Here is a 6,779-nt window from a genome sequence, read left to right as displayed (position 1 = left end):
GTGGTGGTGGTCGGATTCCACCACTATCAGCCAGAATGCGTTGCACAGACGAATGGTTTCGATCGAATAGCTGAGCAATCTGCTGGAGAGATTCTCCCTTCTTCCAGCGATCCCACATCAGAGCCTTCTGGCTATCGGTATAAATGATCCTTGTTCGGTGAACCATGACACACTCCCGCTATCTGCATAGCCTTTAGTGTGTTGCATCCACCGGTTGAAACCGCCACCCAAAGTGGACATTAGCGAAATGTAGATTTACGGGAGAGGGTCTTGAATGAACGACGATTGGCTGCGCTCATTCGACCGTAAATGTTGCCTTAAAACTCGTTCAGCTAATGACCTCTCCCCGACCTCGTCACCATTCTGGTAGGCGACATAAGCACCATTCAGAATATTGTGAATATTCGCATTAATGTTGCCACCGATTCGAAAAACAAAGTTGCCACTTAGCTGCATTTCAAAATTGCGGTCAGTTGCATTCCAACGTTGCCACCTGAGGGTAGGGCTTTATGTCCAATGTTGATCGCGGTTTGCTTGCCCTAAAATAAACAGACTTCAATTGAGATATCATGCCGCGTTTTGAGGTCGTGTTCTCACGTTCGATAGTGTCAAGTAATAGCCAGGAATACTCAAAATCATGGAATGGGTCCCAATAGTCTTCGTTACCTTCAAGGCTCTCGTGCTCGGGACGGGCATGTACTTCGCCATCAAGTGGCATTTCGATCAAGAGAAGAAGGAGAAGAAGCGCGCGTTGCTACGTGCGGGCGGCAAGGTAGTTGCAGTATTCGTGCTATTGGTCCTGGCCTTGGGATTTGTTACCTTCATCCTTGCCAGGAAGCTCGGTTTGGATTTGCCCTTGTCATGATGGCAAAAAATAGTCGGTCGATATCCAGTGATGCGGTCAATTCCCCGATGCGGCTATTGGCGGAAGGTCGTTCGAATTATCTGATCCATACCGCATCGACTCAGCGAAGTGGGCGTTCTGATTAATTCAGACGTGAAATGAATAAGGCGACCTCATGGTTGCTTTTTTTACGCCTCCGAGAGGCTGCTTCTGCCCGATAGCTGGTGTTGTATTAAATAGCCAAGGGAATGAAAAAGGGCAGACATCTTTAAAAATGTCCGCCCTTTTTAATATGCGAAGCTAATCGCTAACGACGAAAACTAATTGCGTATCTGCAATGAACGGTTGAGGCTCAATGCAGCCAGCGAGCCAACAGCACCTGACAGCAAATACAGGCTGACATAGCCGAGGCCGAAATGTGCGGAAAGGCCAAGCGCGACCAGCGGAGCAAAACCAGCGCCAACCAGCCATGCAAGATCAGATGTCAGTGCCGCACCGGTGTAACGGTATTTGGCAGGGAAGTTTGCTGACACTGCACCAGCAGCCTGACCATACGACAAGCCCAGCAAACCAAAGCCGAGTATGACGAACAGATCCTGCCCGTCAGGTCCACCATCCATCAGCATGGGAACAAAGGCGCTGAAGATCGCGATCAAGACCGCAAGTGTCCCCAGTGTGGTTCGACGACCAAAGCGATCGGCAATCAGACCGGAGGCGACAACACCGACGGCGGCCAATACGGCACCCCACATCTGTACGTGCAGGAAGGTGCTGATCGAGCGTGCCGAGTACAGGTTAATCCAGGACAGCGGGAATACCGTTACAAGATGGAACAATGCATAGCTGGCCAATGCTGCCAGTGCGCCGATAACCAGATTGCGGCCTTGCGAAGTGGTGATTTCCACTACGCCGGTTGGTTCCAGTTCCTGTTCATCCAGCAAGCGGCTGTATTCCGGCGTCGATACCAGACGCAGACGCGCGAACAGCGCTACGACATTGATGGCAAACGCAACATAGAAAGGATAGCGCCAGCCCCAATCCAGAAAATCCGCTCTGGAAATGGTCGAGATCAGATACGCAAACAGGCCTGCGGCTATGAAGAAACCGACCGGCGCGCCGAGCTGCCCCAACATCGCATACCAGCCGCGTTTGTTTTGCGGTGCGTTAAGCGCAAGCAGGGAAGGCAGGCCATCCCATGAACCACCCAACGCAACACCTTGTCCTATGCGCAAGAGCGACAACGCGATAATTGCGGTGGCACCCATGTGCGCGTAGGTTGGCAGGAATGCGATTCCGGCAGTGGAAAAACCAAGCAGGAATAACGCCAGCGTCAGTTTCGCTTCTCGACTGAATCGCCGCTGAATTGCCATAAAGGCAATGGTTCCGAACGGCCGGGCGATAAATGCGAACGAAAAGATAACAAACGCGTAAAGTGTGCCCTCAAGCGGCTGGGCGAACGGAAAGAACACCGCCGGAAAAACCAGCACCGACGCAATTGCGTATACAAAGAAGTCGAAGTATTCTGACGCGCGCCCAATGACGACGCCGATGGCAATTTCACCGGGTGCTATATGGGAATGCCTGGTATTGAGCAGGCGAGGGCCATTGCCCGGTGAGGCAAGCCGCGAGTCGGGTGGAAGTTCAGTGTTATACGTGGTATCCATAAGCTTGGCCTCCATATCGATCTTGTTTTAACAACGCGCTGACGGCTGCCCCACATCCACAAGTCCCTGACCATCAGGGTGGGACAAAACGTCCTATCGGCAACGCACGCTGTTTGTATTACATTATCACGATCTTCTAACCTCCGTAATGAATTGAATGACTTCTTTGATAACTCGTCGCGGATTATTGTTGTTGCCTCTCATGTTGCTTGCAGGTTGCGACTTGGTGGTGCTCAATCCTTCCGGTGACATAGCTGCCCAGCAGGGACAACTCATCGTGGTCTCCACGCTGTTGATGCTCTTGATCATCGTTCCGGTGATTTTCCTGACTTTTTTCTTTGCCTGGCGTTATCGGCAGGGTAATACAACAGCCAAATATGATCCTGATTGGGATCACTCCACACAGCTTGAGCTGGTAATTTGGGGCGCTCCGCTTTTGATTATTATCGTTCTGGGTGCGATTACATGGATCAGCACGCATACGCTCGATCCATATCGTCCGCTCGACAGGCTGGACGCAGACCGCCCGATTTCATCCGCTACCCAGCCGATGATAGTGGAAGTGGTCGCACTCGATTGGAAGTGGCTGTTTATCTATCCTGAACAAGGTATTGCGACCGTTAATGAATTGGTTACGCCAATTGACGTTCCTGTGCGTTTCAAGATTACTGCCTCGACCGTGATGAATTCGTTCTACATTCCTGCGTTGGCTGGTCAGATCTACGCCATGCCAGGCATGCAAACACAGTTGAACGCGGTCATTAATAAAGAAGGCGTCTACGACGGCTTCTCCGCGAACTTCAGTGGTGACGGCTTCTCGCACATGCGTTTCAAGTATCACGGCATGGGTGAGGCAGACTTCGAAAACTGGGTTAAAAAAGTCAAAGCTGAAAGCGGTTCGCTGGATCGTACAAGCTATACCGCGCTGGAAGCGCCTAGCGAACGCGAACCAGTGCGTTACTACGGCAAAGTCGCACCTGACTTGTACGGCGCAATCTTGAATCGCTGCGTTGCTGAAGGAACTGTCTGCATGGACAGAATGATGCATGACGATGCAAACCGCATGAAGGTTGAAGCTGCTGCCAGAAACTTCCAAAGTAACGGAAACATTTCACGCGTCGCCGAAATCGACGCAGCGGTATGCACTTCGTCCACCAATTTATTGAAGAGTAATTGATGCTAGACCATATTGATCTGACGAAGCTTATCTTTGGCCGTCTGTCCTGGGACGCAATCCCGTTCCATGAACCAATCTTGCTGGTGACATTCGGCATGGTGGTTCTGGGGGGTGGTGCTGTCCTCGGCTTGATGACTTATTTCCGCGTGTGGGGCACGTTGTGGCGCGACTGGATTACCAGTATCGATCACAAGAAAATCGGCATCATGTACATGATCCTCGGTTTGATCATGTTGATGCGCGGCTTTGCAGATGCGTTGATGATGCGTGCGCAACAAGCGATCGCTTTTGGCGATAACCCTGGCTTCCTGCCACCACATCACTACGATCAAGTCTTTACCGCGCATGGCGTGATCATGATTTTCTTCGTGGCGATGCCGCTGGTTACCGGTTTGATGAACTATGTAGTGCCTTTGCAAATCGGCGCACGCGACGTTGCTTTCCCGTTCCTGAATAACTTCAGCTTCTGGATGACTACTTTCGGCGCGATGTTGACAATGGCATCGCTGTTCGTCGGTGAGTTTGCTCGTACCGGCTGGTTGGCGTATCCACCTCTGTCTGGAATTTTGGCCAGCCCGGGTGTTGGCGTCGATTACTATATTTGGTCACTGCAGGTGGCCGGGGTAGGGACATTGCTGTCCGGTGTCAATCTGATTGCAACCATCGTCAAGATGCGCGCACCAGGTATGGATATGATGAAGATGCCGGTTTTCACGTGGACTGCTTTGTGCACCAACGTGTTGATCGTTGCAGCATTCCCAATCTTGACCGCTGTGCTGGCAATGTTGTCACTGGATCGTGTATTTGATACCAACTTCTTCACGAATGACATGGGCGGCAATGCCATGATGTACGTGAACTTGATCTGGATCTGGGGTCACCCGGAAGTTTACATCTTGATTCTGCCGCTGTTCGGCGTGTTCTCGGAAGTTGTATCGACATTCTCGGCCAAGCGTCTGTTCGGTTACACCTCAATGGTGTACGCGACTGTCGTGATCACGATTCTGTCTTACTTGGTTTGGCTGCATCACTTCTTCACGATGGGTTCCGGCGCGAGTGTCAACTCGTTCTTCGGTATCACCACGATGATTATTTCGATCCCGACCGGCGCGAAGATTTTCAACTGGTTGTTCACGATGTATCGCGGCCGTATTCGTTTCGAATTGCCGATGATGTGGACGATGGGCTTTATGGTCACGTTCGTGATCGGTGGTATGACCGGCGTGTTGTTGGCGGTTCCACCAGCTGACTTCGTGTTGCATAACAGCTTGTTCTTAATCGCTCACTTCCACAATGTGATTATCGGCGGCGTCGTGTTCGGTGTGTTTGCAGCAATTAACTACTGGTTCCCGAAAGCGTTCGGCTTCAAGCTCGACGTGTTCTGGGGTAAATGCTCGTTCTGGTTCTGGCTGGTTGGTTTCTGGATGGCGTTCATGCCGTTGTACGTGTTGGGCCTGATGGGCGTGACGCGTCGTATGAGTCAGTTCCAGGACCCATCATTGCAAATCTGGTTCCAGATCGCAGCGGTCGGTGCCTTGTTGATTGCAGCTGGTGTTGGTTCGATGTTCATGCAGTTCTATGTCAGCTTCAAACGTCGCGAACAATTGCGCGATGTGACAGGCGATCCATGGAATGGTCGTACGCTTGAATGGTCGACTTCGTCGCCACCGCCAGATTACAACTTCGCATTCACACCACGTGTTCATGACAATGACACATGGGCTGACATGAAGAAGAACGGCTACAAGCGTCCATTGAAAGGCTACACCGCAATCCACATGCCAAAAAATACGGCGGCCGGTTTCATCATTTCTGCATTGAGCGCAGCGATCGGCTTCTGTCTGATCTGGCACATGTGGTTGGGTGCTGCAGTGGTGTTCGTCGTCATGATGGCAGCCATTATTATTCATACCTTTAATTACAAACGCGATTTCTACATCTCGGCGGAAGAAGTAACCCGTACCGAAGAAGCTCGCACACGTTTGCTGGAAAGCCATGTCTGAAATTACTGCAAATTATCCTGGCGCATTAAGCGCTGATGCTGGCGCTGATCCGAGCGCGCGTTATTACGTGGATGAGCATCATCCGGAAAGCAGCACCTTGCTGGGTTTCTGGTTGTACCTGATGAGCGATTGCCTGATCTTCGCTTGTCTGTTCGCCACTTACGCTGTTTTGGGTCGTAACTATGCTGGCGGTCCAACTGGTGCCGACTTGTTTGACTTGCCATTGGTGGCGATGAATACGGCTTTCCTGCTGTTGTCATCGATTACCTACGGCTTTGCCATGCTGGAATCGCAGAAGAAAAACCTGCGTGCCACCATGATCTGGTTGGGTATCACCGGATTGCTCGGTGCGGCCTTCCTGGCGCTGGAACTGTATGAGTTCAGCCATCTGATTCACCAAGGTGCGGGTCCACACCGTAGTGGCTTCCTGACAGCGTTCTTCGCTCTCGTTGCGACTCACGGTTTGCACGTTACCTTCGGTATCGTGTGGTTGGTCACCTTGATGTTCCAACTCAAACGTCATGGTCTGATTCCTGAAAACGGCCGTCGCCTGATGTGCTTGTCGATGTTCTGGCATTTCCTGGACGTGATCTGGATCGGTGTATTTACCTTTGTTTATTTGATGGGAGTCTTGCCATGAGCGATCATCACGCAAATACCGCACATGCGGCTCATGACGACGGTCACGGTCACCACGGCCACGAAGATCATGTCGATCACGGCAGCCTGAAAACCTATGCGATTGGTTTCATTCTGTCGGTCATCCTGACAGCGATTCCGTTCTGGCTGGTCATGGGTAAAGTGATCAGCAATTCCAGCACCACTGCATTCGTTATTCTTGGTTTTGCAGCAGTTCAGATCGTGGTTCACATGATTTACTTCTTGCACATGAATACCAAGTCCGAAGGTGGCTGGTCGATGCTGGCGCTGGTCTTTACCATCATGGTGGTTGTCATCATGCTGGTTGGTTCTATCTGGGTCATGTATCACCTCAATACCAATATGATGCCGCACATGGCTGATCCGACTGGCGAAATGCTGATGCCGTCGGCTAATCCTGCTGTTACGCCTCACATGAACCATAAATAATG

At 51.3% G+C, this 6,779-nt stretch carries 6 protein-coding genes and 1 pseudogene; 5 read left to right on the top strand and 2 right to left on the bottom strand.

Features of this window, described 5'->3' with window-relative positions:
- Positions 1–166 (bottom strand): annotated as a pseudogene (locus ACFQO0_RS14665) (IS30 family transposase); the annotation flags it as partial.
- Positions 167–637: 471 nt separating this feature from the next.
- Here ACFQO0_RS14665 and ACFQO0_RS14660 point away from each other — a divergent pair.
- Positions 638–865, top strand: a complete 228-nt coding sequence (locus ACFQO0_RS14660) for a hypothetical protein (RefSeq protein ID WP_382235907.1) — start codon at positions 638–640, stop codon at positions 863–865.
- A 299-nt stretch (positions 866–1,164) separates the two neighbouring features.
- On the opposite strand, the gene ACFQO0_RS14655 is transcribed toward ACFQO0_RS14660, so the two are convergent.
- Positions 1,165–2,508 carry an MFS transporter gene (locus ACFQO0_RS14655; RefSeq protein ID WP_382235904.1) on the bottom strand — a complete coding sequence of 448 codons (1,344 nt, stop codon included), beginning with the start codon at positions 2,506–2,508 and terminating at the stop codon, positions 1,165–1,167.
- Positions 2,509–2,665: 157 nt separating this feature from the next.
- Between ACFQO0_RS14655 and cyoA the strand changes: the two genes are divergently transcribed.
- The 4 genes from cyoA to cyoD are packed head-to-tail and all read left to right on the top strand — an operon-like array spanning position 2,666 to position 6,777.
- Positions 2,666–3,685: a ubiquinol oxidase subunit II gene (gene cyoA / locus ACFQO0_RS14650; protein ID WP_382235901.1), complete on the top strand. Its 1,020-nt coding sequence runs from the start codon at positions 2,666–2,668 to the stop codon at positions 3,683–3,685.
- Positions 3,685–5,688 (top strand): cytochrome o ubiquinol oxidase subunit I, encoded by a 2,004-nt coding sequence (gene cyoB, locus ACFQO0_RS14645; protein ID WP_382235898.1) that lies wholly within the window; start codon positions 3,685–3,687, stop codon positions 5,686–5,688. The genes cyoA and cyoB overlap by 1 nt, the downstream gene beginning before the upstream one ends.
- Entirely contained in the window at positions 5,681–6,328 is a 648-nt protein-coding gene (gene cyoC, locus ACFQO0_RS14640; protein WP_382235895.1) for a cytochrome o ubiquinol oxidase subunit III, read from the top strand. Before cyoB ends, cyoC begins: the two co-directional genes overlap by 8 nt.
- Complete coding sequence (gene cyoD / locus ACFQO0_RS14635; RefSeq protein WP_382235892.1) at positions 6,325–6,777, top strand: cytochrome o ubiquinol oxidase subunit IV; 453 nt, start codon at positions 6,325–6,327, stop codon at positions 6,775–6,777. The genes cyoC and cyoD overlap by 4 nt, the downstream gene beginning before the upstream one ends.
- The last annotated feature ends 2 nt before the right edge of the window (positions 6,778–6,779 follow it).

The sequence above is a fragment of the Herminiimonas aquatilis genome, assembly GCF_042665175.1.
Lineage (GTDB): Bacteria > Pseudomonadota > Gammaproteobacteria > Burkholderiales > Burkholderiaceae_D > Oxalicibacterium > Oxalicibacterium aquatilis.
This window is presented reverse-complemented; position numbering and strand designations above follow the sequence as displayed.

What these genes read in the sequence shown, in the direction of transcription:
- ACFQO0_RS14655 (WP_382235904.1), bottom strand. Translation starts at nt 2,508, where the DNA reads ATGGATACCACGTATAACACTGAACTTCCACCCGACTCGCGGCTTGCC.
- cyoD (WP_382235892.1), top strand. Translation starts at nt 6,325, where the DNA reads ATGAGCGATCATCACGCAAATACCGCACATGCGGCTCATGACGACGGT.
- cyoC (WP_382235895.1), top strand. Translation starts at nt 5,681, where the DNA reads ATGTCTGAAATTACTGCAAATTATCCTGGCGCATTAAGCGCTGATGCT.
- ACFQO0_RS14660 (WP_382235907.1), top strand. Translation starts at nt 638, where the DNA reads ATGGAATGGGTCCCAATAGTCTTCGTTACCTTCAAGGCTCTCGTGCTC.
- cyoB (WP_382235898.1), top strand. Translation starts at nt 3,685, where the DNA reads ATGCTAGACCATATTGATCTGACGAAGCTTATCTTTGGCCGTCTGTCC.
- cyoA (WP_382235901.1), top strand. Translation starts at nt 2,666, where the DNA reads ATGACTTCTTTGATAACTCGTCGCGGATTATTGTTGTTGCCTCTCATG.